Raw genomic sequence first — 26161 nt, forward strand, 5'->3', positions numbered from 1 at the left:
GACACACCATGTTCGGCACGCCCCTGCCCGCTTCCCGCAAGCACCGCACGTCCCTGGCCGTGATCGGCGCCGCTGCCGCGCTGCCCCTGGTCCTTGCCGGGTGCACCGACAACACCAAACCTGCCAGCGCCACCGACGGACCCATCCAGGTTTCCAGCACGGCCACTGAATGCAAGGTCTCCAGCGCCACTGCCCCCAGCGGCAACCTGACGTTCTCGGTCAAGAACGATGGCAATGAAGTCACCGAGTTCTACCTGCTGGCCGAAGACGGCCTGCGCATCCTGGGCGAAGTGGAAAACATCGGCCCGGGCATCTCCCGCAACCTGGTGGTCACGGCCCCCGCGGGCAAGTACAACACCGCATGCAAGCCGGGCATGCAGGGCGACGGTATCCGGGCGTCCTTCGAGGTCACGGAGTCCGGCAACAAACCCAGTGTTGACGCGGACATGCAGAAGCTCCTGGACACCGGAACCCAGCAGTACACGGCGTATGTGAAGGACCAAACAGAGCAGCTGGTCACGGGCACCAAGGCGTTCGCGGATGCCTTTGCCGCCGGGGATGCTGCCAAGGCACGCGATCTGTACGCGGCCACACGCATGCACTGGGAGCGGATCGAGCCGGTAGCCGAATCGTTCGGGGACCTGGATCCCAAGCTCGACGCCCGCGAAGCTGACCTCGAGCCCGGCCAGGAATGGACCGGGTGGCACCGCGCAGAAAAGGACCTGTTCCCGCCGGCCGGTTACACCGCCATGACCCCCGCCGAGCGGACCGCCATCTCCACGCAACTGGTTGCCGATACCGAGGACCTCGCCAAGCGCACCCGCACCGTGGAGCTCACGGCGGACAAGCTGGGTAACGGCGCCAAGGAACTCCTGGATGAGGTGGCAACCGGCAAGGTCACCGGTGAAGAAGAGATCTGGTCCCACACGGACCTCTGGGACTTCCAGGCCAACGTGGACGGCGCACGGATTGCTTTCGAAAGCCTGAAGCCCGCCCTGGAGCAGAAGGACCCCGAGCTCGCCACCTCACTGGACGGCAAGTTCAGCGCCCTGCAGGCTGAGCTCAAGAAGCACGCCAAGGGCAACGGTTTCGCCTACTACAACGAGCTGGCCCCGGAGCAGGTCCAGCAGCTCGCAGCCCTGGTCGATTCGCTGGGTGAGCCCCTTTCCAAGCTCACCGCAGCAGTGGTGTTGTGAGCGGCTGCCCTTACGGGCACGCCGGGGAGCCTGCCGACGCTGACCGCAATGGCGAGGGTGCCGGCGTCGAAAGTTCCGACGTGACTGCCGCAGCTCCTGACAGTACTTCCACGTCTGACAGTACCTCCACGTCCGACGGCGGCCCTGCGGCTGCCGCTGAGGCGGGCACCCCGCGCTTCTCCCGGCGTGGGCTGTTGTCCCTCGCCGGGGTGGGTGGCGCGGGTGCTGTTGCGGGAATCGCAGCCGGCTTCCTTGGCCATGATCTGGTGACTGCAGGCGCAGCCAAGGCTGCAACCCCTGATGCCGGGTCAGCAGTTGTACCGTTTTTTGGCGAGCATCAGGCAGGCATCACCACGCCCGCGCAGGACCGTCTGCACATGGCCGCTTTTGACGTGACCACGGAGGACCGGAAAGAGCTCATCAAGCTCCTCAAGGACTGGACCGCCGCGGCCGAGGCCATGACCACCGGAGCGCCCACGGGCAAAACCGGCGCTGTGGACGGCCCCTACGACGCTCCGCCGGAAGACACCGGAGAAGCCCTGGACCTTCCGGCCGCAAAACTGACCCTCACGTTCGGCTTCGGCGCCGGACTGTTCGAGAAGGACGGCAAGGCACGGTTCGGGCTGGAGGGGCGCAGGCCCGAAGCTTTGATCGACCTCCCGCATTTCCCCGGCGACGATTTGCAACCGGCGCGCACGGGCGGGGACATCGTGATCCAGGCCTGTGCGGATGACCCGCAGGTTGCCGTGCACGCCATCCGCAACCTGGCCCGGATCGGGTTCGGCAAGGTACGGGTCCGATGGTCGCAACTGGGTTTTGGCCGCACGTCCTCCACGTCCAGGGCGCAGGTGACGCCGCGGAATCTCTTTGGCTTCAAGGACGGCACCAACAACCTCAAGGTCGAGGACAACTCCTTGCTGGATGACCACGTGTGGGTCCCGGCGGGGGCTCGGGCCAGTGAACAGTGGATGGCCGGCGGCAGCTACCTTGTTGCCCGCAGGATCCAAATGCACATTGAGATCTGGGACCGGACGTCCCTGCGTGAACAAGAGGGCGTGATTGGCCGGACCAAGGGAGCCGGCGCTCCCCTGTCCGGCGGCGACGAGTTCACCGCCCCCGATTTCGCGCTGGCAGGGCGCAACGGGGATCCCCTGATTTCGGTTGATTCGCATGTACGGCTGGCGCACCCGGACCAGAACGGTGGCATCCGGATGCTGCGGCGGGGCTACAACTTCACTGATGGCTCGGATGGTTTGGGGCACCTGGATGCCGGCCTGTTCTTCATCGCCTTCGTCAAGGACCCGCGCACCCACTACGTGCCCATGCAACTGGCGCTGGCCAAGAGCGACAAACTCTCCGTTGAGTACCTGAAACACACCGGATCAGGGCTGTTCGCTGTGCCTCCGGGTGTTGAAGCGGGCGGGTTCATCGGGCAAGGGCTGTTCGCCTGACCTTCGGCCCGTTCCGTGGCTGCGTTCCTGCCGTGACTGCGTTGGTGCCCCGCAATTCCGTCGCTGGCCCACTCCTGCGTTGCTGCCCAGCGACGGGTTAGTGGGGCAGCAACGAGGTTAGTGGCGGAAACACAGCCGAGTATCAGGAGAGTGGCCGTCCAGCCATCTGCTCCAACCGGCTGATCCGGTCCTTCATGGGCGGATGCGTGGAGAACATACGCCGCATTCCCCCGCCACGGAACGGGTTGGCGATCATCAGGTGGGATGCGTTCACCAGCCTCTGGTCCTGCGGCAACGGCAACTGGCTCACGCCGGACTCGATTTTGCGCAGGGCAGAGGCCAATGCCAACGGATCTCCCGTGAGCTCGGCACCGTCCTCGTCGGCGTCGTATTCCCTGGTGCGGGAGATGGCCATCTGGATCAGCGATGCCGCAAAAGGTGCCAACAATGCCATGGCGATAGTGGCCAGGGGGTTGGCATTACGCCGGTCCCCGCCGCCGAAGAACAGCAGCATCTGGCCCACGGACGTGATCACTCCGGCCACTGCCGCGGCCACGGACGATGTGAGGATGTCCCGGTTGTAGACGTGCATCAGTTCATGGCCCAGGACCCCGCGGAGCTCCCGGGCATCCAGGAGGTGCAGGATGCCCTCGGTGCAGCAGACAGCGGCGTTCTTCGGGTTGCGCCCCGTGGCGAACGCGTTGGGGGTCATGGTGGGCGAAAGGTAGATCCGGGGCATGGGCTTGTTGGCCCGGACGGACAACTCACGGACTATCTGGTACAGCTGCGGAGCCTGTGCTTCGGTCACAGGATAGGCAGCCATGGACCTTATGGCGATCTTGTCGCTGTTCCAATACCCGTAGGCGGTGGTTCCCACACCAATTAAAGCCATGATCCAGAGGGGGGCGGCACTGCGGGTCCCGGCAGCGATGATGGCACCGAGTCCCAACAGCACGGCCCACAGCACACCGAAGAGTGCTGCGGTTTTGAGTCCATTGTTGTGTCTGTGCACAGTGATCGCTTTCTTCCGCTCCGGCAAGGGTTCTGTACCCATTAACGCCGACGCCGGTCCGGGTGTTCCTCTGGATCTTCAGGGCCGCGCTTTCAGGGCACTGGGTGCTTGGCGTCGTAGGTGACGAATCCTGGCTGCAACCGGGACGCCAGCCAGGCCAAGACCATGCAGAGTATCCCACCGGCCAGCAGGACCCCGCCTTCGCTCAGGAACTGGGTCACGCCACCCGCCAGCATGTCACCCACCCTGGGGCCACCGGCTACCACCACAATGAACACGCCTTGCAACCTTCCGCGCAGGTGGTCCGGGGTGGCCGATTGCAGGATGGTGGTGCGGAAGACTCCACTGACGGAATCGGCGATACCGGCGAGCGCGCAGCAGATGGCGGCGGGCAGCAACCAGGCGGTCACCCCATCCCGGCCACTGTCGCCGGCCAGGAGGACCACCACGCCGAACCCGGCGATCGAGGCTCCCCAGCCCACCACCGACCACACCACTGCGCTGCCTTGCTTGCGCACCCTGCCCAGGGGTCCCGAGAAAAGCCCTGCAAGGAAGGCTCCCACGGCGGTAGCCGCCAGGAGCACGCCCACGGTGGTCTCCCCTCCGCCGATCATCACTGCGCCAATGGCCGGCATCAGCGCCCTGGGTTGCGCGCAGATCATGGCGATGAGGTCGATGATGAACGTCATGCGGACATTGGGGCGCGTCCCCAGGAAACGGAAGCCTTCCACCACGGAGCGCAACCCGGGCCGGACTGCGTCTTTGGAAGGCGGCAGCGGAGGAAGCCGGAAGAGACCCCACAGGGCAAAGGTGAAGCTGATGACATCAATGGTGTAGGTCCAGCCAAAGCCGATGGTGGCCACCAGTACGCCGGCCAGCAGGGGCCCTGCCGTCATGGACAGCCCGAAGGTCAGCATGCTCAGCGCATTGGCGGCAGGGAGCAGCTCTTTGCGGACAAGCAACGGGATGATGGCGCTGCGGGCGGGACCGTTGATTCCCTGGGCGCCGCTTTGGATGGCCACCAAGGCGTAGAGGATCCAGATGTTCCCCAGCCCCAGCCACGCTTGGAGTGCCAGCGCTCCCGTGGTTGCCCAGAGGACCAAGGAGGCAGTAATGGCAACTTTGCGGCGGTCATAGGCATCGGACACGGAACCGCCATAGAGTCCGGCGATCACCAGGGGAACCAGCGCGAAGATCCCCAGCAAACCCACGTAGAAGCTTTCCTCCGTGAGCCGGTAGACCTCAAGGCTCACGGCCACCAGGGTCAACTGGGTTCCCACTGCGGCGACAGAGGCTCCCAACCAGAGCCGCCGGAATTCCGGACTCTCCTTCAGCGGGGTGATGTCTGCCAGTAGTTTCGCCACCGTCCAACCCTAACCACGCCGGGTGGTGCCCTCCCGCACCGCCACCCTGCTTGGTAGGCTCACCCCGGGAAGGAAGTGACTTGCCATGTCGCGACGTTTGTTATACCGATCCACCGTGTGGGAGATCGCCCGGCCGCGTCATCCTTTGACATCGGGCCATGTCCTGATCCGGCTTTCGGATCCGGCCACGGAATTCGCTCTTCCTTCCGCCTCTGACTGGCTGCTCTGCTACCGCTTGGCCCGGGCAGCATTGCAGGAAGCCCTGGACATCACCCTGTGCCCTGTCATGTTCGCCCACCGCTGGCACCCGTTGGGCGGCGCCATTGGTGAACCCGTGGCCGAGTCCTCCACGCCCACCTTCCATCTCTTTGGACGCTGGAGCGGGGAAACCACGACGCCGGGACACCAGTTGTCGCTGCCGGCCCACCGCCGCGCCGGGGAAGACCTCGAGCAGCTGGAGGCCATCGACGCGGCCATGCGGCTGTCACTGGGACGTGGCGCCGCAGAGGTGACCGCGCCGCCCGTGGAGGGTGCCGCCGTCGTGCATGAACCTGGGCTTGAAGACCTGGTACAAACAACGCCTGCCGGACCGAACCATTCAGTGATTCGTCCGGCCAGGACCGTGGATTCCATCGGGGAGATAACCCCCGGCGAACTTCTTGCCATGGGGGTGGCGCTGGGTGCCCTGCCCCAGGCCGGCGGACCCAGTGGTTTGAGCTGCGTCGCCCTGGAGCCTTCAGGACCAAGGACCGCGGTGCGCCTCCATGTGCTGGGCAGATCGGCTGCCGAGGAGGTCAATCCCATGGAGTCTTTGATTCGTTCACCGGAAGTTAGTCTCGCCTTATTGTGAACTCATCAAAATAAGTGTTTCAATGAATGCATGACAGATCACACCGTTGGGCAAGCAGAATGGGCAGCCGACCTGCACGCCCACGGACGGCGTGTGACAAAACAGCGGCTGGCAGTTCTTGCCGCTGTGCACCATAATCCGCATGCCCCGGCTGACCGCATCCTTGCTGAAGCCCGCACGGAACTGCCTGAACTGACGGCACAATCCGTCTACGTGGTGCTGAGCGACCTCACGGATCTTCAGATGCTCAACCGGTTCGAGCCCCCGCACTCCCCCGCCCTTTATGAAACCCGGGTGGGTGACAACCACCATCACGCAGTGTGTATCAGCTGCGGCAAGGTGGAGGACGTGGATTGCGCAGTGGGCCACGCACCGTGCTTGACGCCGCATTGGGATGAAAATTCCAAGCCCATGACCATACAGATCGCAGATGTCCTGTACCAAGGCATCTGCCAGGACTGCCAGTCCGCACAACAGCTCCCCGCATCTTCCGTCAACCAGAAATAGAAAAAGGAGAACAATGACTGCCATTTCAACAACCCAGTCAGGTGCCCCCGTTACCTCCGACGCGCACTCCAAGTCCGTCGGCGCCGACGGTGCCATCATCCTCACCGATCACTACCTGATCGAGAAGCTGGCACAGTTCAACCGCGAGCGGGTTCCGGAGCGTGTTGTGCATGCCAAGGGCGGCGGCGCATTCGGAACGTTCAAGACCACTGGCGATGTTTCCGCCTACACCAAGGCCGCATTCCTGCAGTCGGGCGCCGAGACGGAAATGCTGATCCGTTTCTCCTCCGTTGCCGGCGAGAACGGTTCTCCTGACACCTGGCGCGATCCCCGCGGTTTCGCCGTGAAGTTCTACACCTCCGAGGGCAACTACGACCTCGTTGGCAACAACACCCCCGTCTTCTTCATCCGCGACGGCATCAAGTTCCCCGACTTCATCCACTCCCAGAAGCGCCTCCCGGGCAGCCACCTGCGTGACGCTGACATGCAGTGGGATTTCTGGACCCTCTCCCCCGAGTCCGCACACCAGGTCACCTGGCTCATGGGCGACCGCGGCCTCCCCGCCTCCTGGCGTGAAATGCAGGGCTACGGCTCGCACACCTACCAGTGGATCAACGAGGCCGGCGAGCGTTTCTGGGTCAAGTACCACTTCAAGTCCAACCAGGGCGTCAACTCCATGACAAGCGACCAGGCTGAGCAGCTGGCCGGCTCGGATGCCGACTTCTACATCCGCGACCTCCAGGAGAACATCGCCAACGGCAACTTCCCCTCCTGGGAACTGCACGTCCAGGTCATGCCGTACGAGGACGCCAAGACGTACCGCTTCAACCCGTTCGACCTCACCAAGGTGTGGCCGCACTCCGACTACCCGCTGATCCACGTGGGCACCATGGAGCTGAACAAGAACCCGGAGAACTACTTCGCGCAGATCGAGCAGGCCACGTTTGCGCCGTCGAACTTCGTGCCGGGCATTGCCGCTTCCCCGGACAAGATGCTGCAGGCCCGCATCTTCTCCTACGCAGACGCACACCGCTACCGCGTGGGCACCAACCACGCCCAGATCCCGGTGAACCAGCCCAAGAACGCTGTCAACAACTACAGCCAGGACGGCCAGGGACGCTACCTGTTCAACTCCCCGTCCACCCCGGTCTACGCACCCAACTCCCTTGGTGGCCCGGCCGCGGTTGAGCCCGCTTCACCGGCCGGCGGCTGGGAAAACGACGGCGAGCTCACCCTCTCCGCCCACACCCTGCACGCTGAGGACGGCGACTTCGGCCAGGCCGGCACGCTGTACCGCGAGGTTTACGACGAAGCTGCAAAGGCACGTTTCCTGGACACCATCACCGGTGCCGTTGGCGGCGTGAAGAGCGCCGACATCAAGGAACGCGCCATCCAGTACTGGACCAACGTTGACGCCGAGCTCGGCGCCAAGCTCCGCGCCAACCTCGGTGCAGGCCAGACCGAGTCCGACGCAGAAGCAGCCAACAAGGTCTAAGCGTCCAGGTACTTACATACACAACGGGAACACCCCGCTGCGGATCACTGCGCGGCGGGGTGTTCTTTTTCCACATAAGGGCTCATGGCTATGGCTGCGCCACAGCCACCGTTCATAAGATCCTTCCATGACCACATTTGACGGCATTCCCGCATCCGCCTTCAGCTTCTACGCCGAGCTTGAAGAGAACAACAACCGCGAGTGGTGGTTGGACAACAAAAAGAGATACGACGCCGGTGTGAAGGAACCGCTGACAGCCTTGACGGAGGAGCTGAAGGCGGAGTTCGGCCCGGCCAAGATTTTCCGCCCCAACAGGGACGTCCGCTTTTCACAGGACAAGTCGCCGTATAAGACAGCCCAGGGCGCCTTTGCAGCTACCCAGGAAGGCGTTGGGTTCTACGTCCAGATCAGCGCTGACGGGCTGCTGATCGGCGGCGGTTACCACTCGCACACCCCCGCCCAATTGGCCCGCTACCGTGCAGCCGTTGATGCGCCCGCCAGCGGGGAGGAGTTGCAGTGGATTGTTGACGCGGTGGAAGCTGCCGGCTTCGCCATTGAAGGCGAGAAGCTGAAGACCGTCCCCCGGGGTTTCGACAAAGAACATCCCCGCGCCGAGCTCCTCAAGCATAAATCGCTGCAGGCGGGCCTGGACGTTGGCCAGCCGGACTGGTTGTCCACCCCCGCAGCCAAGGATGAGATTGCTGCCCGTTGGGAGGTGCTGAGGCCCTTGGTGGAGTGGGTCAGCGAGCATGCTGCGCCGTAGCCGCGCTACCCCTCCAGCTGCCCGACGTCCGGGGTACACGCGAAAGCGCCCGGAAACCGATGGTTCCCGGGCGCCCTCATAGCAGCATCAGCCTGCCGACGTACGGCGTGCTTGCTGAGGCTTAGGCCCTGGTGAAGGAGTCTTCGTCCTCGTCACCCTTGGTGCGGCCGGTTGTGGCGTTGCCATCAACGGAGGCCCTGGCCGCTGCGAACTTTTCGTTCAGGCGGGAGTGGCGCTGGCCGTAGGCGAAGTAGATGATCATGCCGATGACCAGCCAGATGGCGAAGAAAATCCAGGTTTCAACAGCGAGGTTGGTCATCAAGTAGAAGCACAGTACGGCGGACACCCAGGGCAGGACCTTGCCGAAGGGAACCCGGAACGCAGGCTTCAAGTCCGGACGCTTCTTGCGGAGCACAAGAATTCCAAGGCTGACCATCACGAAGGCGGACAACGTGCCGATGTTGATCATTTCTTCCAGCAGGTCAACCTTGGTGACTCCAGCAACCACGGCCACGGCTGCACCGCAGATGATCTGCAGGCGGGCCGGGGTGGAGCGCTTCTCGCTGGTTTTGGACAGGGAGCGGGGAAGCAGCCCATCGCGGCTCATGGCCAGGACCACGCGGGACAAGCCCATCAGCAGCACCATGATCACGGTGGTGAGGCCCACCAGAGAGCCAAACGCGATGACCTTGGCAGCATCGGTATTGCCCACGGCCTCGAAGGCTGTGGTCAGGGTGGGGTTCTTAACCTCAGCCAATTGCGTGTAGGAGACCATGCCGGTCAACGCCAGCGACACCAGGATGTAGAGCAGGGTCACCAGTGCCAGGCCACCGAAGATGCCTCGCGGAAGGGTCTTCTGCGGGTTCTTTACTTCCTCGGCGGACGTGGCCACCACGTCAAAGCCGATGAAGGCGAAGAACACCAAGGCGGCACCGGCGAAGACGCCCAACGTCCCGTACTGGGCGGGGACTGCACCGGTGAGGAAACCAAAGAAGGACTGCTTGAGGACATCAGCGCCACTGGCATCGGTAGGCTGCGAAGCGGGCACGAACGGGGTGTAGTTGGAGAACTTCACGTAGCTGAACCCCACCACAATCACGAACAGCACCACGGCGATCTTGATCAAGGTGAAGACGTTGCCAACGCGGGCGGACAACTTTGTCCCCAGCACCAGCAGCACGGTGAAGATCGCGACAATCAGGAAAGCGCCCCAGTAGAGATCGATTCCGGCCACCTGGAAGGACGGTGGCATGTCCACGCCCATCAAACCAAAGACAGTACTGAGGTAGATGCCCCAGTACTTGGCGATCACAGCCGCAGCGGTGAACAGCTCAAGGATGAGGTTCCAACCGATGATCCAGGCAAGGACCTCGCCCATGGTGGCGTAGGTGAAAACGTAGGCGGACCCGGCGACGGGGATGGCCGTGGCGAATTCGGCGTAACACATGATGGCCAGCGCGCAGGTGACGGCGGCGATGGCAAAGGAGATGGTGACGGCGGGGCCAGCGAAGTTTGCGGCTGCCTTGGCTCCTACCGAGAAGATACCGGCGCCGACAGCGACGGCGACGCCCATGATCATGAGGTCCCAGGTGCTGAGGCTGCGTTTCAGCTTCCGGCCTGGCTCGTCGGCATCAGCGATCGACTGTTCGATCGACTTGGTCCTGAAAATGTTCATAAAAATGCCACATTCTGGATGGGAGTGGTATAGGACTCATCAAGGATAGTGTCCGACCAATGGACGGCCATATTTATCCCAAATAGTGAGACGTCTACTCGGTACGTGTGGCAGGTGGTGCAGGTGTGGCGGACGGCTGTTACCGCCGCCACACCCCTACGTGCCCACACCCCTCCATGCCCGCTCCCCTACATGCGGGGAACGTCCCAGTCCATCAAGGTGGACCTGATCAGGAATCGCTTTCCTTCAGGAGACTCCACTGAGAAACCACTCCCCCGTCCCGGAACCACGTCCACGGTGAGATGGGTGTGGGACCAGTAGGCGAACTGCTCCTTGGACATCCAGAACTCCAGAGGCTGCAGCTGTCCTTCGGTTCCAATATCGAACCGGCCCAGCAGGACATCGGAGTCCCCGGTGAGGAATTCCCCCGCCGGGTAGCACATGGGAGAGGAGCCATCACAGCACCCGCCCGATTGGTGGAACATCAGCGGACCGTGCTGCTCCCACAGTTTCCGCAGCAGTTCAACGGATGCCGGAGTGAGCGCCACCCGGGAAAAGTCTTCCCCGGGCAGCGTCACCGCAGCCTCCAGGATGTCCTGGGACATGTTGGGGCTCATCAGAACGTCAGCACCACTCGGCCGTCGATCTTGGCATGCTTCATTTCATCCAGGACCGCGTTGACCTCTGAAAGCCCACGGGTGGAGACGGTCGGCTTGATCTTCCCTTGGGCGTAGAACCCAAGCGCTTCCTCGAGGTCCTGCCGGGTGCCCACAATGGAACCGCGCACTGTGAGTCCCTTGAGGACGATGTCGAAGATCGGTGCAGGGAAATCCCCCGGAGGAAGGCCATTGAAGACGATCGTGCCGCCACGCCTGGCCATGCCGATGGCTTGCCCGAATGCCGAGGGATGCACCGCCGTCACCAGGACGCCGTGGCACCCGCCGGTCTCCCGCTGGATCGCCTCCGCAGGATCCTCGTGGAGGGCATTGACAGTCACCTCGGCCCCGTGCTCCTTGGCCAGCGCCAATTTGTCGTCGGCAATGTCCACAGCTGCAACCCGCAGGCCCATGGCCACGGCGTACTGCACCGCGATATGCCCCAGTCCGCCGATCCCGGAAATAGTGACCCACTGCCCTGGCCGGGTCTCGGTCATTTTCAGGCCCTTGTAAACGGTCACGCCAGCACATAGAACCGGAGCAATCTCCACAGGGTCCGAGCCTTTCGGGATCCGCGCAGCAAACCGGGTGTCCACCAGCATGTATTCGCCAAAGGAACCGTTGACGCTGTAGCCGCCGTTCTGCTGGGATTCACAGAGTGTTTCCCACCCGGTCCGGCAGTACTGGCAGTCACCGCAGGCCGACCACAGCCAGGCGTTCCCTACGATGTCTCCCACGGAGAGGTCCTTGACACCCTCGCCCAGCTCCACCACTTCACCCACGCCTTCGTGACCGGGCACGAACGGCGGAGTCGGCTTGACCGGCCAGTCGCCTTCGGCCGCGTGAAGGTCCGTGTGGCAGACTCCGGAGGTGATCAGGCGGACCAGAGCCTGGCCGGGACCCGGCGTCGGCCTTTCCATTTCCTTGATCTCAAGGTCGGTTCCGAATTCCGTGACTACTGCTGCTTGCATGGTGGTCATTGACGATCTCCTTTGATCGGTGGACAAGACGGTTTAGAAGAAGCCCAGCTTGTTCTCGTTGTAGCTGACCAGGAGGTTCTTGGTCTGCTGGTAGTGGTCCAGCATCATGGCGTGGTTCTCACGGCCAATACCTGAGGACTTGTAGCCACCGAAGGCGGCACCCGCCGGGTAGGCGTGGTAGTTGTTGACCCACACGCGGCCGGCCTGGATTTCCCGGCCTGCGCGGTAGGCGACATTTCCGTTGCGCGACCATACTCCGGCACCCAACCCGTAGAGGGTGTCGTTGGCGATGCCGATTGCGTCGTTGTAGTCGCTGAACTTGGTCACGGACACCACCGGTCCAAAGATCTCCTCCTGGAAGATCCGCATCCGGTTGTGGCCTTCAAAAATGGTGGGCTGCACGTAGTAGCCGCCGGCGAAGTCACCGTCCAGTTCGGCACGGGCGCCGCCTGTGAGGATTGTGGCGCCTTCCTGCTTTCCAATGTCGATGTAGGACAGGATCTTCTCCAGCTGATCGTTGGAAGCCTGGGCACCCACCTGCGTGTCGGTATCAAGGGGGTTGCCCTGGATGATCTTGTTGGTCCGTGCCACAACGTCCGCCATGAAGGAGTCGTAGATCCCTTCCTGCACCAGCGCGCGGGAGGGGCAGGTGCAGACTTCACCCTGGTTGAAGGCAAAGAGAGTGAAGCCTTCCTGCGCCTTGTCGTAGAAGGCGTCGTTTTGGTCAGCGACGTCGTCGAAGAAGATGTTGGGGCTTTTGCCGCCAAGTTCCAGAGTGACCGGGATGAGGTTGTTGGACGCGTACTGGCTGATGAGCCGGCCGGTGGTGGTCTCACCGGTGAAGGCGATCTTGCGGATGCGGGAACTGGAAGCCAGCGGCTTGCCGGCCTCCACGCCGAATCCGTTCACCACGTTCACCACGCCTGCCGGAAGCAGATCGCCGATCAGTTCCATCAGGACCAGGATGGACGTTGGCGTTTGCTCGGCCGGCTTGAGCACCACGGCGTTTCCGGCGGCGAGCGCGGGGGCGAGTTTCCAAACGGCCATGAGGATGGGGAAGTTCCACGGGATGATCTGGCCAACCACGCCCAGGGGCTCCTTGAAGTGGTAAGCGGTGGTGTCCTCATCCAGTTGGGAGAGATGGCCTTCCTGCGCCCGGACAGCGGAGGCGAAATAACGGAAGTGGTCGGCTGCCAGCGGGATGTCGGCATTGAGGGTTTCTCGGACAGGCTTTCCGTTGTCCCAGGTTTCTGCGACAGCAAGCAGTTCGACGTTCTCATCAATGCGGTCTGCGATCTTGTTCAGGATGGCCGCACGCTCGGTGGCGGAGGTCTTGCCCCAGGAGGGAGCGACTTTGTGGGCGGCATCCAGTGCCAGCTCGATGTCCTCTGAGGTACCGCGGGCAACTTCGCAGAAGGCCTTGCCCGTGACGGGGGTGATGTTCTCGAAGTAGGCGCCCTTCACCGGGGCAACCCATTCGCCGCCGATCCAGTTCTCGTAACGGTCCTTGAAGGTGACCTTGGAACCTTCGGCACCTGGCTGTGCATAAACGGTCATTGCTAGCTCCTTTGCTGCGAATCACGGTGGCTGTCGCCGTTGATCCGAGCTTAGGAGTGTGAAGGTTGCAGCCACGTTGCAACGTTGTGAGTCAGCTCACGTTGCGAGCTCGCTCTCGATGCGTTCCAGGTCCGCCACCACGGCGGCCCGCTTGGGCGAGCGCGGCGGCAGCAGCTTTAACACCGCAAGGCGGAGGTCGACGTCGTACTTCGCCTCAGGCAGCTCCGCGTACTTCAGGAGCGACTCGACGCTGCCGTCCGTGAGCAGTGCCTCGCGCAGCAGGTGGGAAACCCGCTCACGCAACTGCACGACGCCGGGCGCCTCCGAGCGCGGCAGGACCGCCCCTTTGTAGATTTCCAGGGCAATGCGGTGGGCACCGCGTTGGAGGCAGTTCAACACTTGCCCGGAATCAGGCAACAGTTCCATGGGAAGCCTGTAGGGCCTGGACTCCGGCACCGCGTCCGGGCTGAGCTCATGGATCACCTTACGGAGGCGGACCATCTCAGCCCGGAGCGTCACCGATGAGCCATCCCCGGGGTAGAGCTGGGCACACAGGTCCTCGGCATTCAGGCCTTCGGGATGGTTGCCCAGGATCGCCAGGATTTCGCTGTGCCGGGCTGAGAGGGACACCGTCCGGCCCTCAATGCTGAGCAGCGCTTGGTCACGGCCCAGCAGCTGAAGGCTATTCCGGTAGAGGGCACTGCCGGAAGTGATCGCTGCCGAGCGCCGGCGGGGTTTGTCCTTGACGGCGGCGGCCAGCGTCAGGCGTTCAATGCGCAGCTGGGCCTGGGCGGCAGCAACGGTGGCCTCCACCAAGGAAAGGGTGTGCGCTGCGACGGCTGTTTCCGTGCCGGTAATGTCCACCACACCGAGCACAGCGCCGGAATCGGGATCATGGAAGGGAACGGCTGTGCAGCTCCATGGATGTACGGAGCGCTTGAAATGCTCGGCGCCGGAGATCTGGATACTGCGGTTCAGGGCAAGGGCTGTGCCGGGCGCGCTGGTGCCCACCGAGGCTTCGGACCAATCGGCGCCGGCAACGAACATCATGCTCTCAGCCCGGCGTTGCATCACGGGATCCCCATCCACCCACAAAAGCCGCCCCACGTCGTCGCCTACCGCCACCAGCAGGCCGCTGTCATGGCTGGGCTGCACCAGGAGCTTCTTGATGACGGGCATGATGGTGGCCAGCGGATGCTGTCGGCGGTACTCCTCCAGCTCCTCGCGGTCCATGGCCAACGGTGCCTCGGCAACATCCGGGTTGGCCTGCAGGTGGGCCGAGCGCTGCCATGATTCCCGGACAAGCCGCCGCAGGCCCACGATCTCCCCGGGTACCCCAAACTGCGGGGAGTCCAGGCGCTCGTGGCCAGCAAGGGCACGTTTTTGCAACAGTTCCGCGGCATCGCTGCCGGGAACCGGCGGATGGACTGGATTCCTCATCGAACTCCCTGATAGTCCGCAACTACAGTGCGCTGCACCTGTGGTGGGCGGGACAGTACCGTGAAGTCTAGTTCGGGAACGGGCGAATGTCAGCCGCGGGAGATCCGGATCATTTCCTCGCGCGGAACCACCTTGATGCGCTCACGGACCACGCTGCTTGTGGAACCGGCACCTGGACCGTCGCCGGACTCTTCGCTGGCACCGCCTCCAGACCATGCAGCCCCCAAACCGAGCTCGTGCTCATCCAGCCGGTTCCAGCCCGCCCAGGTTGTGTACTCGATCCCCCGGGACTCCAGGAGGTCGATGATGGCCTGGGGATCCGGATTTTCGGCCGGCGGAAGCGAGAGCCTGTCTTCCAACAGAAAACCAATGGTCTCCAACGCATCACCCTTGGTGTGGCCTATCAACCCCACGGGGCCACGCTTGATCCAGCCCGTGGCGTAGATGCCCGGAACGTGCTGGCCGTCGGCATCCAGCACGCGGCCGCCGTCGTTGGGGATGACACCACGGCGAGCGTCGTACTCAAGCTCGTCAAGGGGCGAGCCGTGATACCCGATGGCCCGGTACACCGCCTGGACGGGGTACTCGATGAAGTCACCCGTACCCTTGACGTTGCCCGTGCCGTCCAGTTCCATCCGCTCGAATTTGATGCCGGCGACCTTGCCGGGTGCAGCAGTCGAGTCCAGGATTTCGACGGGGCTGTGCAGGAAATGCAGGTGCAGGCGGCGGGAAGACGGTTGTTCCGACTCCGCGTGTTCCTCCACCAACCAGTTGGTCATGGTGTTCACCATGGTTTTGACCTGGTTGTTGGTGCGGATAGCTTCGTCCGAGGCGTCGTCGAATTCGAAGTCCTCCGGGTACAGCACAATGTCAACGTCCTTGCAGTGCGAGAGCTCGCGCAATTCCAGGGGAGTGAATTTCACTTGGGCCGGACCGCGGCGGCCGAAGACGTGCACATCGGTGACCGGCGACTTCCTGAGCCCCTGGTAGACGTTGTCCGGGATTTCGGTGACCAACAATTCCTCGGGATGCTTGGCCAACATGCGCGCCACATCCAAGGCCACGTTGCCGTTGCCGATCACGGCAATCTCCTTGGCGTCCAGCGGCCATTCGCGGGGAACGTCCGGGTGCCCGTCGTACCAGGACACAAAGTCCGCGCCGCCGAACGATCCCTCCAGCCCGATGCCCGGGATGTTCAGGTCCGCGTCCTTGATAGCCCCTGTGGAGAAAATCACGGCATCGTAGAAAGCCCTGAAATCGTGCAGCGTGAGGTCCCTGCCATAGGTCACGTTACCCAGGAAGCGGATGTCCCCGCGGTCCAGGACTTTGTGCAACGCGTTCACGATTCCCTTGATGCGGGGATGATCAGGAGCAACGCCATAGCGGATCAGGCCGTACGGTGCCGGGTACGCCTCAAAGAGGTCGATGCTGACCTCCACCTCCCCATCCTTGACCTCATTGGATTTGGTCAGGATGTCCGCGGCGTAGACGCCTGCAGGGCCTGCGCCAACAATGGCGACGCGAAGCGGACGTTGCGGGGTGGTACCGGTTGAGTTGGTCACCGTAGGCCCTTCCGAAGCAGGAGGCCGCACCCACTTGGTGGCGCGGAGATTCCAATTCTAGACATCCATTCCCGGGGCAGACGCTTATATGGCAGGAGTCCCGCATAATCACCAAGATTGCGGAATATTGCGTGCTTGCGCGATGTTGGCCACAGTGTGTCGACTCCGGATCAGATAGCTGCCAACCCACCCGCTTCAAGCCAGCCAACGACGCCGGCAGCTGGGGGTAGTGCCGGCGCTTCGCCGGCATCGGGCGGCAAGCCTGTGAGAAGCGAGTCGACGGCGGGCGTCCTGTTTGGCATCGGCGCTTACGGCCTGTGGGGTCTGCTTCCGCTGTACTTCTTCGTGCTCATGCCGGCCAGTGCAATCGAAATCGTGGCCAACCGGATCGTGTGGTCCTTGATCTTCTGTGCCCTCCTGATCACCGTCACGCGGGCCTGGCGCGTTTTCGGAGCCGCGGTGAAGGACCGCACCGTTTTCGGCCCACTGGCCGTCGCCGCAGTGCTGATTGCCGTCAACTGGCTCACGTATACCTTCGGGGTCACTACCGGGCACGCCGTGGAAACCTCGCTGGGATACTTCATCAACCCCTTGGTTTCGGTGCTGTTGGGCGTCTTTGTCCTCAAGGAAAAGCTCCGTCCCCTCCAGTGGGCCGCTGTGGCCATTGGGTTCGTGGCGGTGGGTGTCCTGACGTTCTCCTACGGCCAGCTTCCGTGGATTGCCCTGATCCTGGCGTTCAGCTTTGGTCTGTACGGGTTCGTTAAGAAACGCGTGGGACCCAAAGTTGACGCCCTGACCAGTTTGTCAGTGGAAACGGTGGTCCTGGCACCCTTCGCAGCCATCACCATGGTGGTTCTGGGCATCACTGGCACGGCAACCCTCACCACCCAGGGAGCCGGGCACTTCTGGTTGCTCCTGGCCTCCGGCGTGATCACGGCTGTTCCGTTGCTGTTCTTTGGCGCTTCAGCCCGTCGACTGCCCATGACCACCATCGGCCTGCTGCAATACTTTGCCCCGGTCCTTCAGTTCATTGTGGCGCTGACGGTGTTCCACGAAACCATGACCACGGCCCGCTGGATCGGTTTCTGCGTGGTGTGGCTGGCGCTGGTCCTGCTGACAGTGGACATGCTCCGGGCCACGCGCAAGAACTCAGTCCTCAAAAAGCAGGCCCGACGCGAGGCGACGGCCGCCGCGTAGCCCGGAGCCGCCGTCGGACCCCACCACCCGTCCCTCTCTCACATCCCGACCCGATCCGGCCGTCCCTCCATCACATCCCGACCCGATCCGGCCATCCCTCCATCACATCCCGACCCGATCCGGCCATCCCTCCATCACATCCCGACCCGATCCGCCCATCCCTCCATCACATCCCGACCCGATCCGCCCATCCCTCCATCACATCCCGACCCGATCCGCCCATCCCTCCATCACATCCCGACGGCGCCATGCGCGACGGGATGTGAGAGAGGGACCTCAAAAGACCGACGGGATGTGAGAGAGCAACCCAAAAAACCGACGGGATGTGAGAGAGCAACCCCAGAAGACCGACGGGACGTGAGAGAGGGACCGGTTAAAGCAAGCAGGGCCGGATCCGTGAATGGATCCGGCCCTGCTTGTGGGTGAAACCCTAGGCGTTGGCCTTGATGGCGTTCGCAAGAACTTCCAAGCCGTCCAGCAGCAGCTCATCGCTGATGACCAGCGGCGGGAGCAGGCGGATCACATTGCCGTACGTACCGCAGGTCAGGATCACGACGCCTTCCTTGAGGCAAGCAGCCGCAACAGCCTTGGTGAGCTCGGCGTTGGGTTCCTTGGAGCCGGCCTGAACCAGCTCGATGGCCAGCATGGCGCCACGGCCACGGATGTCGCCAACAACGGACACTTCAGCGGCGAGTTCGCGGAGCTTGCCCAGGGCGAGCTCTTCGATGTGGCGGGCGCGGCCGTTGAGGTCGTGCTGCTCCATGGTGTCGATTGCTGCCAGTGCTGCTGCACAAGCTACCGGGTTGCCGCCGTAGGTGCCGCCCAGGCCGCCGGGGTGAACGGCGTCGAGCAGGTCCGCGCGGCCGGTGATGGCCGAGAGCGGGAGGCCGCCGGCGATGCCCTTGGCCATGGTGATGATGTCCGGGACAACACCTTCGTGGTCAACGGCGAACCATTCGCCCGTGCGGCAGAAGCCGGACTGGACCTCGTCAGCGATGAAGACGATGCCCTTTTCCTTGGCCCATGCGGACAGTGCGGGAAGGAAGCCCTCAGCCGGAACAATGAAGCCGCCTTCGCCCTGGATGGGCTCGATGATGATCGCGGCAACCTGGTCGCCACCAATCTGCTTCTCAATCATGGTGATGGCGCGCTTGGCTGCCTCTGCACCGGTGATTTCCGGGTTCTCTTCACGGAACGGGTAGCTCATGGGCATGCGGTAGACCTCGGGCGCGAACGGGCCGAAGTTGGTCTTGTACGGCATGGCCTTGGCAGTCAGCGCCATGGTCAGGTTGGTACGGCCGTGGTACGCGTGGTCGAAAGCCACCACGGCGTCGCGACCGGTAGCCAGGCGGGCAACCTTCACGGCGTTTTCCACGGCTTCAGCGCCGGAGTTGAACAGCACGGTCCGCTTGGCGTGGTCGCCCGGGGTGAGGCGGTTGAGCTGCTCGGCAACTGCAACGTAACCCTCGTACGGGGTCACCATGAAGCAGGTGTGGGTGAAGTGCGTGGCAGCTTCCTGGACAGCGGCGACGACGGCGGGGTCGGACGCGCCGACGCTGGTCACGGCGATGCCTGAACCAAGGTCAATGAAGGAGTTGCCGTCAACGTCGCGGATGATGCCGCCGTCGGCGTCTTCAACGTAAACGGGAACGCCGGACGCAACTCCGGCAGCAACGACGGCGGCGCGACGCTCGGCAAGTGCCTGCGACTTGGGGCCGGGGAAGGTGCCGTTGATGTTGCGCTTCTGCTCGATGCGGTACGAGAGCTCGTTCGCGGTGGTGGTCATGGGTTTGCCTTTCTGGGAATTCGTACGGGTGGGGCGACTGCGCTGTGCGTCTGGGTTACGCGTCCAGCGCGCTCATCACGTGCTTGATGCGCGTGTAGTCCTCCACGCCGTACATGGAGAGGTCCTTGCCGTAGCCGGACTGCTTGAAGCCACCGTGCGGCATCTCGGCCGTCAGGAGGATGTGGGTGTTGATCCAGACCGCGCCGAAGTCAAGGTCGCGGCTCATGCGCATGGCCGTGCCGTGGTCCGTGGTCCAGACGCTGGAAGCCAAGGCGTATTCGACGTCGTTGGCCAGCTCCAGTGCTTCTTCTTCCGTGCTGAACTTCTGGACGGTGATGACCGGCCCGAAGGTTTCCTTCTGCACGACGTCGTCTGTCTGCTTGGCGCCGGAGATGATGGTGGGCTCGAAGAAGAAGCCCTTCTCCCCTGCCCGGTGTCCGCCGGTTTCGATCCTGCAGTTCTCCGGGAGGTGCTCCACTACGGAGGTGACTGCGTTGAAGTGGTTCACGTTGTTGAGCGGGCCGAAGTAGTTGTCCTCGTCGTTCTGCGAACCGGTGTGGAGGGTCTTGGTGTGCTCCACCATGGCCGCCACAACGTCATCGTGGACCGAGTCCTCGATGAGCACGCGGGTGATGGCCGTGCAGTCCTGGCCGGCGTTGAAGAAGGCGAACTCGGCGATGGCCGCTGCGCTCTTCTTGATGTCGGCATCCTTGAAGACAATCGCCGGAGCCTTGCCGCCCAGTTCCAGGTGGGCACGCTTGAGGCCCTTGGCTGCTCCGCTGGCCACGGCGATGCCGGCGCGGACGGAACCGGTGATGGACACCAGGCCGGGAACCTTGTGGTCCACCATCATGGCGCCGGTCTCGCCGGTACCGAGGACAACGTTGAGGACGCCGGCCGGGAAGATCTCCCCGGCGAGGCGCGCAAGCACGAGGGTGGATTCGGGGGTGGTGTCCGAGGGCTTCAGGACCACGGTGTTGCCCGCGGCCAGGGCGGGGCCGATCTTCCAGATGGCCATGAGGAACGGGTAGTTCCACGGTGCAACCTGGGCTACGACGCCGATGGGCTCGCGGCGCACGTAGGAGGTGTGGCCCTCGAAGTACTCGCCTGCGGACTTGCCTTCCATGATGCGGGCTGCGCCGGCGAAGAACCGGAGCTGGTCCGCGCCTGCGGCAACTTCCTCGGAAGCGATCAGGGAGCGTACCTGTCCGGTGTTGCGGTGCTGTGCTTCCACCAGCTCATCGCTGTTGGCCTCGACGGCGTCGGCGAGCTTGAGGAGCATGAGCTGGCGCTGGGCCGGGGTGGCCTTCTTCCAGGACTTGAAGGCGTTGCTGGCCGCGGTCATGGCGGCGTCCACGTCAGCCTGTACCGAAACAGGGGACTGTGCGACGACGTCCCCGGTGGCAGGATTGACGATGTCCAGAAGACCCGTACCGGCCGGCGTGACGAATTCGCCATTGATGAAGTTCTGCAAGGTTTGAACCACGGCGTGCAACCCTCTTTCGATGATTTGGGCATGGATTGAGCTGATCAGAGCCTATGCCAGGGAGGGGGTCGGTGGAATAGTCAGCTGCACACAGAGCGCCCCTGCCCTTAGTGCGCTTGACCAGCGCCGGGTTACCCTTAAATCATGGCCATGTCCCTCGCTTCCCTCGTTGCTGTCCCGTCGCTGAAACTCCGTCAGGCAGGCAGCGCGGATACCACCCTCCACCAGGACATCAGCTGGGTGGCCGTGACCGAACTCGAAGACCCCCAGCGTTTCCTGAGCGGCGGCGAACTGGTCCTCACCACCGGCTTGCGCCTGAAGAGCGCCGCCGACCAGCGCCGCTTCGTCCGGCAGGCCCAGCGCGCAGGGGCCGTGGGCATCGGCTTCGGGATCGGACTGACCCACGAGTCCGTCCCGGAGGCACTGATCGCCGAGGCCAACAGGTGGGGACTGCCCCTGGTGGAAGTGCCGTACGAGATCCCGTTCATCGCCATCGGCAAGCTGGTGGCGGAGTCCCACTCGGCTGACCACTATTCCAACCTGGAACGCCTTCTGGCCGGGCACCAGATCCTGGCCCGCTCACTTCTCACCGGCGGCGGCCTGAACGAACTGCTCAAGCAGTTGGGCAGCATGCTGCGTACCGACGTTGTGCTGACCCAGTTCAGCGCACAGTTGTACAACAGCGTGGTGGGAAAGCCGGCGCCGACGGCGGACGGTTGGTCGTCGTACCCGATTCCCACCGGCCGCAGGGATGCCTGCACTCTCTGGCTGCGGCAGCCCTTCGCGGATTCCGGCATTGTGAGCTATGCCCAGAACCTGATCAGCGTAGAACTCAACAACATGGTCAAGCAGCGGCAGTCCCAGCGGGCCATGGCAGGGCAGGTCCTGGACGACGTCATCCACGGCACACTGGAAACCATTGAAGCCGCCCGGCGCCTTGCGGGCGTGGGAATCAACAGCACACGGAAGAACGTGGTGCTGGTGGCGGAGTCCACGGCGCACCACAAACAACTGGTCAGCATCTCGCTGCCCCAAGCGCTGGAAGCCGGCGTCAGCGCCGTCGTCGGCAAGGACCTCGTGACGGTAATCAACGACGACGGCAGCTCGGCCGCCGCTCTGGCCAAAAGCCTCAGCGACCACTTGCAGGAGGCCGGCATCCATGCGGTGATCGGGATCGGCGGCGCCTACACCAAGCCGAACGGCCTGAGGTGGAGCTACTTTGAAGCGCGCGATGCCGTGGCGCACGGCTTGCCGGTCAACGAACCCGAACGGTTGAGCCTGACTTCCCTGTTGCTGGCCAGCGAGGACGTCCCCCTGGCTGACATGGCCAGTGAATCGTTGACTCCCCTGAGAAGATTCGATGCCGCCCACGGAGCTGAGCTGGTGGCCACCCTGGAGAGCTACCTCAACCACAACGGTTCCGTGGCCGCCGTGGCCGAGGCTTTGACGCTGCACCGCAACACAGTGAGGTACCGCTTGGCGCAGATCACCGAGCTCACCGGATATGACCCCTCCCAGACCCAAGACCGGGTGCAGCTTTGGTTGGCTTTGGCCGTGCAAAGACTGGGTTCACGCAACCCGCGCTGAGGCCCCAGGCGGAGGATGCGCGGAGAGCTTCGCCACAGAAGTGTAGACATTAGACGTCAAACGTCTAACCTTTAAATATGGCTTCGACGACCCCTCTGACACCCACCACGGGAAGCATTCCCACGACTCCCCCGGCTGCCCCCTCCCCGGCCGCCCGCAAAACCGGGGTGGTGGCCGTCGTCGGCATTATTGCCGTGGTGCTCATCGGGCTCAACCTTCGCGCGGGCATCACCAGCGCCGCCGCACTCTTCCATGAGCTGCAGCAGGTACTGGGCTACGGGGCCTTGGTGGCTTCGATCCTGCCGTCCATTCCACTGCTGAGCTTCGCGGTGGCGGGCCTGGCGACGTCATGGTTGACGCGCCGGGTGGGTGTCGAGAAGGCGATCGCCATTGCCCTTGCGCTGTTGGCAGGAGGGCTGCTGGTCCGGGGTATTCCTGCCACCGGGGCACTGCTTGGTGGCACTGTCCTGGCCATGTCCGGGCTCGCCGTGTGCAACGTGGCCATGCCGTCCTTCATTCGCGAGCACTACGCAGACCGCACCTCCATGATGACCGGCCTGTACACCTTCACCATGTCCGGTGGCGCCACCTTCGCAGCGGCGGTCAGTGTTCCGCTGGCCCAACAGTTGGGCTCCCCTTCCATGGGCCTCGCTGCCTGGGGCCTCCTTGGTGTGGCCGCGCTCCTGGGTTTCCTCCCAGTGGTCCTCCACAGCCACCGCAACTCCACCAAGACCGATCGTCCCCGCGTGTCCATGTGGCCCCTGCTGCGGACCCGCCTGGGAATCCTGATCACCGCGATCTTCACGTTCCAGGCTTTCCTGGCCTACGCCGTGATGAGCTGGTTTGCCTACATCCTCACGTCCCAGGGCCTCAGCGCCTCCGAAAGCGGCCTGCAGTTCGGCGTGATGCAGCTGGTGTCCGTTGCTGCCGGCATGATTCTCTTGGCCTTCGGTTCCAGGCCAGGGATGCTGCGGCCGGCCCTGTACCTCGCCAGCAGCTCCACGCTCCTGGCCATCGCGGCCATGATCTGGCTTCCCACCTCGCTGGCTGTTGTTCCTGCCGTGCTTTTTGGACTCGGCCTGGGCATCTTCCCCCTGGTGTTGGTGATCATCAGCCGCAGCGGACGTTCGACGGCGGAGACCACCGCGCTGTCCACCATCGCCCAGTCGCTGGGGTACTTGATCGCAGCCATTGGCCCGTTCGGCATGGGCTTGCTGCACAGCGCCACCGGAGGCTGGGTACTTCCCCTTAGCCTGCTGTCGATCGTGGCGGTGGCCCTGATGGTGACCTGCCACCTGTTGACCAGCAAGAAAACAGCCACCAAGACCGGACCGAGGACAGCATGACCCTTACTCCTTCGCACCGCCCGGCACTGGCTGAGGAAATCACCGCCAAGCTGCGGGACATGATCAAATCCGGTGAATGGCCACTGCAGGAACGCATACCGGCCGAGCCCGAGCTGATGTCCACTCTGGGGGTCTCGCGCGGTACCCTCCGCGAAGCCATCAAAGCCCTGGCCCATTCCGGCATGCTGGAAGTCCGGCGGGGGGACGGTACCTATGTTCGTGCCAACAGCGAGATGTCCGGCGCAGCCCAACGTATGTACCTGGAACACACGCAGGAGCACATCGTGGAAGTGCGCCTGGGCCTGGACACACAAGCTGCACGGTTGGCCACCAAGCACGCAACCGAATCCGACCTCACGGAAATGCGGCGGCTCCTGACCCTGCGCCGCGACGCGTGGCTTTCCGAGGACTACCCCACCTGGGCACGGGCCGACTGGGAATTCCACGAATGCGTGGCCAAGTCATCAGGCAACCCATTGCTCCACCAGCTCTACGTTTCCTTCGGCGGGGTCTTCCACAACGACCTCCTGCGGCAGCAACGCAAAGAAGGGTTCAACGGCCTGCCACGGGAAGGCCACGAGGACCTGCTGTCCGCACTGGAAGCCCGCGATCCCGAGGCCGCGGTGTCCACGGTGTACCGGAACCTGGACTTCTGCGCGGAACCCCTGAATCTGAACCCCTGACAACGTCGTGAAGCCGCTATCCCGTCGCTGACAAGCAACGGAACAGCGGCTTCACCACGTCCTTACAGGAACTCGGGACTGCGCTTAGACCTGCGCGGAAACCCCATCTCGGGAGATGTTCACCATGTCCTCGCGGGGAACAACCTTGATGCGCTCACGCTTGACCTCAACACCATGCGAGGTGCCGGCCTCCGTAGCCGATGCGCCCAAGGCGAGCTCGTGGGCATCCAGCGCCAGCCAGCCTTCCCAGCTGGTGAACTTCACGCCACGGGAATCCAAGAGATCCACCACAGCGTCTGCAGCGGGAACCTCAGCCACCGGCAGGTTGCTGCGGTCTTCCAACAGGTAGGTCACGGTTTCCAGGGCATCGCCCTTCGTGTGGCCAATCAGGCCGACCGGTCCGCGCTTGATCCAACCCGTTGCGTAGAGGCCCGGGACGTGCTGGCCGTCAGCGTCCAGTACGCGGCCGCCGTCGTTGGTCACTACGCCCTTCTTGTGATCAAACTCGACGTCCGGCAGGGCAGAGCCGAAGTAGCCGATGGAGCGGTACACGGCCTGGACCGGGTAGTCGATGTACTCGCCGGTGCCGCGGGCGTTGCCGGTGCCGTCCAGCTCCGTGCGCTCGAACTTGATGCCGGCAACCTTGCCCGGAGTTTCAGCGGAATCCACGATTTCCACCGGGCTGTGCAGGAAGTGCAGGTGCAGGCGGCGGGACGCGGTGAGCTCAGAGAGATCCTCCGGCTGCTCCGCAATCCAGTTGGTGAGGGTGCCAACCATGGTCTTGGTCTGGTTGTTGGTCTGGATCTGCCGGTCGGATTCCTCGTCGAACTCAAAGTCCTCGGCGTAGAGGACAATGTCCACGTCCTTGGAATGCGAGAGCTCACGCAGCTCCAACGGGGTGAACTTGACCTGCGCCGGGCCACGGCGGCCAAAAACGTGGACGTCGGTAACCGGGGAGTTCTTCAAGCCGGCGTACACGTTGTCCGGAATTTCCGTGACCAGGAGGTCGTCGGCGTGCTTGGACAGCACCCGTGCCACGTCCAGTGCCACGTTGCCGTTGCCAATCACGGCGATTTCCTTGGCGTCCAGCGGCCATTCGCGGGATACGTCCGGGTGCCCGTCGTACCAGGACACGAAGTCGGCGCCGCCAAAGGAACCCTCAAGCTCAATACCCGGGATATTCAGGTCCGCGTCCTTGATGGCGCCCGTGGCGAAGATGATGGCGTCGTAGTGCTTACGGAGGTCCTCGATGGAGATATCCGTACCGTAATCAACGTTGCCGAAGAATCGGATGTCGCCGCGGTCCAGCACCTTGTGGAGGGCGTTCACGATCCCCTTGATGCGGGGGTGGTCCGGGGCAACGCCATAACGGATCAGGCCGTAGGGTGCCGGGTAACGGTCAAAGAGGTCAATGCTGACCGTGAGCTCGCCGCTTTTCACGGCCTCGCTCTTGGTCAGGATGTCTGCTGCGTACACGCCGGCCGGGCCGGAGCCGATCACGGCGACGCGGAGCGGACGGTCCGCAGAACCTACGGGAGTGCTAATTGACACGGCTGTGTTCCTTCTTC

General features: G+C 63.5%; 21 protein-coding genes. 10 read left to right on the forward strand and 11 right to left on the reverse strand.

All coding sequences use genetic code 11. The features are described 5' to 3' along the window. Window positions 1-8 precede the first annotated feature (8 nt). Window positions 9-1196, forward strand: coding sequence for an iron uptake system protein EfeO (efeO, locus tag JOE60_RS13550; RefSeq protein WP_204814931.1), 1188 nt, complete (start codon window positions 9-11; stop codon window positions 1194-1196). Beyond that, window positions 1193-2647, forward strand: coding sequence for an iron uptake transporter deferrochelatase/peroxidase subunit (efeB, locus tag JOE60_RS13555; protein ID WP_167263699.1), 1455 nt, complete (start codon window positions 1193-1195; stop codon window positions 2645-2647). The genes efeO and efeB overlap by 4 nt, the downstream gene beginning before the upstream one ends. A gap of 142 nt (window positions 2648-2789) precedes the next feature. Here the strand turns inward: efeB and htpX are convergent, their stop codons facing one another. Together htpX and JOE60_RS13565 are read right to left on the reverse strand one after the other, a co-directional pair. After that, window positions 2790-3659, reverse strand: a complete 870-nt coding sequence (htpX, locus tag JOE60_RS13560) for a zinc metalloprotease HtpX (RefSeq protein ID WP_167263701.1) — start codon at window positions 3657-3659, stop codon at window positions 2790-2792. A gap of 92 nt (window positions 3660-3751) precedes the next feature. Then, window positions 3752-5023, reverse strand: a complete 1272-nt coding sequence (locus JOE60_RS13565) for an MFS transporter (protein WP_167263703.1) — start codon at window positions 5021-5023, stop codon at window positions 3752-3754. A gap of 85 nt (window positions 5024-5108) precedes the next feature. Between JOE60_RS13565 and JOE60_RS13570 the strand changes: the two genes are divergently transcribed. The 4 genes from JOE60_RS13570 to JOE60_RS13585 all read left to right on the forward strand — a co-directional run bounded on the left by JOE60_RS13570 (window position 5109) and on the right by JOE60_RS13585 (window position 8638). Further along, window positions 5109-5873, forward strand: coding sequence for a hypothetical protein (locus JOE60_RS13570; RefSeq protein ID WP_167263705.1), 765 nt, complete (start codon window positions 5109-5111; stop codon window positions 5871-5873). Window positions 5874-5903: 30 nt separating this feature from the next. Beyond that, window positions 5904-6380 carry a Fur family transcriptional regulator gene (locus tag JOE60_RS13575; RefSeq protein ID WP_167263707.1) on the forward strand — a complete coding sequence of 159 codons (477 nt, stop codon included), beginning with the start codon at window positions 5904-5906 and terminating at the stop codon, window positions 6378-6380. 13 nt (window positions 6381-6393) lie between these two features. Continuing rightward, window positions 6394-7875 carry a catalase gene (locus JOE60_RS13580; RefSeq protein ID WP_167263709.1) on the forward strand — a complete coding sequence of 494 codons (1482 nt, stop codon included), beginning with the start codon at window positions 6394-6396 and terminating at the stop codon, window positions 7873-7875. Between the two features lie 127 nt (window positions 7876-8002). Further along, window positions 8003-8638 (forward strand): DUF2461 domain-containing protein, encoded by a 636-nt coding sequence (locus JOE60_RS13585; protein WP_167263711.1) that lies wholly within the window; start codon window positions 8003-8005, stop codon window positions 8636-8638. 121 nt (window positions 8639-8759) lie between these two features. Here JOE60_RS13585 and JOE60_RS13590 read toward each other — a convergent pair whose 3' ends face one another. The 6 genes from JOE60_RS13590 to JOE60_RS13615 all read right to left on the reverse strand — a co-directional run bounded on the left by JOE60_RS13590 (window position 8760) and on the right by JOE60_RS13615 (window position 16508). Beyond that, window positions 8760-10313, reverse strand: coding sequence for an APC family permease (locus tag JOE60_RS13590; RefSeq protein WP_167263713.1), 1554 nt, complete (start codon window positions 10311-10313; stop codon window positions 8760-8762). A gap of 188 nt (window positions 10314-10501) precedes the next feature. Then, window positions 10502-10918: a DUF779 domain-containing protein gene (locus tag JOE60_RS13595; protein WP_167264200.1), complete on the reverse strand. Its 417-nt coding sequence runs from the start codon at window positions 10916-10918 to the stop codon at window positions 10502-10504. 11 nt (window positions 10919-10929) lie between these two features. Continuing rightward, window positions 10930-11940, reverse strand: a complete 1011-nt coding sequence (gene adhP / locus JOE60_RS13600; protein WP_167264198.1) for an alcohol dehydrogenase AdhP — start codon at window positions 11938-11940, stop codon at window positions 10930-10932. 42 nt (window positions 11941-11982) lie between these two features. Further along, window positions 11983-13506, reverse strand: a complete 1524-nt coding sequence (exaC, locus tag JOE60_RS13605) for an acetaldehyde dehydrogenase ExaC (protein WP_167263715.1) — start codon at window positions 13504-13506, stop codon at window positions 11983-11985. Window positions 13507-13602: 96 nt separating this feature from the next. Further along, window positions 13603-14946 carry a GAF domain-containing protein gene (locus JOE60_RS13610; protein ID WP_167263720.1) on the reverse strand — a complete coding sequence of 448 codons (1344 nt, stop codon included), beginning with the start codon at window positions 14944-14946 and terminating at the stop codon, window positions 13603-13605. 89 nt (window positions 14947-15035) lie between these two features. After that, window positions 15036-16508 carry an FAD-dependent oxidoreductase gene (locus JOE60_RS13615; protein ID WP_167263722.1) on the reverse strand — a complete coding sequence of 491 codons (1473 nt, stop codon included), beginning with the start codon at window positions 16506-16508 and terminating at the stop codon, window positions 15036-15038. Window positions 16509-16625: 117 nt separating this feature from the next. Here JOE60_RS13615 and rarD point away from each other — a divergent pair, with 117 nt between their 5' ends. Further along, complete coding sequence (rarD, locus tag JOE60_RS13620; protein ID WP_167263724.1) at window positions 16626-17705, forward strand: EamA family transporter RarD; 1080 nt, start codon at window positions 16626-16628, stop codon at window positions 17703-17705. A 430-nt stretch (window positions 17706-18135) separates the two neighbouring features. Here rarD and gabT read toward each other — a convergent pair whose 3' ends face one another. Both gabT and JOE60_RS13630 read right to left on the reverse strand, forming a co-directional pair. Further along, window positions 18136-19491 carry a 4-aminobutyrate--2-oxoglutarate transaminase gene (gene gabT / locus JOE60_RS13625; protein WP_167263726.1) on the reverse strand — a complete coding sequence of 452 codons (1356 nt, stop codon included), beginning with the start codon at window positions 19489-19491 and terminating at the stop codon, window positions 18136-18138. A 55-nt stretch (window positions 19492-19546) separates the two neighbouring features. Then, window positions 19547-20977, reverse strand: a complete 1431-nt coding sequence (locus JOE60_RS13630) for a gamma-aminobutyraldehyde dehydrogenase (RefSeq protein ID WP_167263728.1) — start codon at window positions 20975-20977, stop codon at window positions 19547-19549. Window positions 20978-21121: 144 nt separating this feature from the next. On the opposite strand from JOE60_RS13630, the gene JOE60_RS13635 reads away from it, so the two are divergent. The 3 genes from JOE60_RS13635 (at window position 21122) to JOE60_RS13645 (ending at window position 24593) form a co-directional block, all read left to right on the forward strand. Continuing rightward, window positions 21122-22564 (forward strand): PucR family transcriptional regulator, encoded by a 1443-nt coding sequence (locus JOE60_RS13635; RefSeq protein WP_167263730.1) that lies wholly within the window; start codon window positions 21122-21124, stop codon window positions 22562-22564. A 77-nt stretch (window positions 22565-22641) separates the two neighbouring features. Next, window positions 22642-23910: an MFS transporter gene (locus JOE60_RS13640; protein ID WP_167263732.1), complete on the forward strand. Its 1269-nt coding sequence runs from the start codon at window positions 22642-22644 to the stop codon at window positions 23908-23910. After that, a complete protein-coding gene (locus JOE60_RS13645) occupies window positions 23907-24593 on the forward strand; it encodes a FadR/GntR family transcriptional regulator (protein WP_167263734.1) in 687 nt (228 codons plus the stop codon). Before JOE60_RS13640 ends, JOE60_RS13645 begins: the two co-directional genes overlap by 4 nt. Window positions 24594-24677: 84 nt before the next feature. On the opposite strand, the gene JOE60_RS13650 is transcribed toward JOE60_RS13645, so the two are convergent. Further along, a complete protein-coding gene (locus JOE60_RS13650) occupies window positions 24678-26144 on the reverse strand; it encodes an FAD-dependent oxidoreductase (RefSeq protein WP_167263736.1) in 1467 nt (488 codons plus the stop codon). Between the last annotated feature and the right edge of the window lie 17 nt (window positions 26145-26161).

It is taken from the genome of Paenarthrobacter ilicis, from assembly GCF_016907545.1.
GTDB classification, from domain to species: Bacteria; Actinomycetota; Actinomycetes; order Actinomycetales; family Micrococcaceae; genus Arthrobacter; species Arthrobacter ilicis.